At 42.8% G+C, this 1,231-nt stretch carries 1 protein-coding gene; it reads left to right on the top strand.

Translation table 11 applies throughout. The annotated features are described in order from the left end of the window. Window positions 1-16: 16 nt before the first annotated feature. Window positions 17-1,221, top strand: a protein-coding gene (locus R7040_RS24505) for an IS3 family transposase (RefSeq protein ID WP_151514398.1) whose coding sequence is annotated in 2 segments (ribosomal slippage) — window positions 17-368 and window positions 368-1,221 — 1,206 coding nt in all. Because the reading frame shifts where the segments join, the coding sequence is not laid out codon by codon here. Window positions 1,222-1,231 lie beyond the last annotated feature (10 nt).

The following is a 1,231-nucleotide window of genomic DNA, read 5'->3' as shown; positions in this document are numbered from 1 at the left end:
AAAATTGGAGAGTGTTATGAAATCAACAACTAAAAGAACTCAGCGCGATTACTCCCTCGCTTTTAAACTCACTGTAGTTGATGAGGTTGAAAAAGGAAGCCTCACTTACAAACAAGCCCAAGAGAAGTATGGCATCCAAGGTTGCTCTACGGTTTTGGTTTGGCTTCGTAAGCATGGTCGACTAGATTGGTCTAAAGGGACACCTAACTTTATGTCCAAAGGAGACTCTATGGCCGAGTTCAATTCACCTCCTACACCAGAGCAACGTATTAAAGAGCTTGAGAAGCAGCTCGAAGATGCTCAACTCAAAGCCGACTTCTTTGAAGCTGTCGTGAACGTTATGGAACGTGACTATGGTGTTAGAGTGACAAAAAAGCACAAAGAAGCGTTGTCCAAGAGAAAACCATAGTAGGTTTGAGCGTTACGAAGTTTTGTCAGTTAGTACAAATCTCTCGCCAAGCTTATTATAAGCAATGCCAAACTCAATCTCGTTGTGAACATCATGAGCATGCTGTCATTGGCTTTGTCCGTGAAGTCAGGCTGAAGCAGCCACGCATTGGCACGCGTAAACTGAAGTTCTTAGCAGCAACAAAGGGCATTCAAATAGGTCGCGATAAGCTCTTTGAACTTCTCAGAAAACATCGGCTGTTAGTGAGAGCAAGACGAGCCTATCACCGAACGACTGACAGCCGTCATCGATTTTTCTGTCACCCAAACAAAGTGAAAGATGGGCTGACACCAACGAAGCCAGAACAACTGTGGGTTGCTGATATTACTTACTTGCCAACTCAAAATGGAGAGAGTTATCTCAGCTTGGTTACAGACGCTTATTCAAGGAAGATTGTTGGTTTTTATGTGGATGACAACATGAAAACTCAATCAGTTAAGCGGGCATTTATCTCAGCTCTCAGGCAACGGCAGAGTGAAGAAAAGCTAATACACCACTCAGATAGAGGCTCACAATACTGTTCGAAGGAATATCAAGATATCCATAAGAAACATAGAGTGACTTGCTCAATGACTGACGGGTATGACTGTTATCAGAATGCTTTAGCTGAGCGTGTAAATGGGATACTCAAAATGGAGCTCTTGCTGAAGAAACCGAAAGATCTGAAAGAAGCAAGGACGATGGTAGCAGAGTCCGTAGATATCTATAATCAAATGAGGCCTCATACGGCTTTAAAATACAAAACGCCCGATGAAGTACATCGAGCGTTTTAGTTAAAAAGTG

The sequence above is a fragment of the Vibrio sp. 1069 genome (assembly GCF_033340555.1).
Note: the sequence above shows the minus strand (reverse complement) of the source record. Positions and strands in the feature narration are given on the sequence as shown.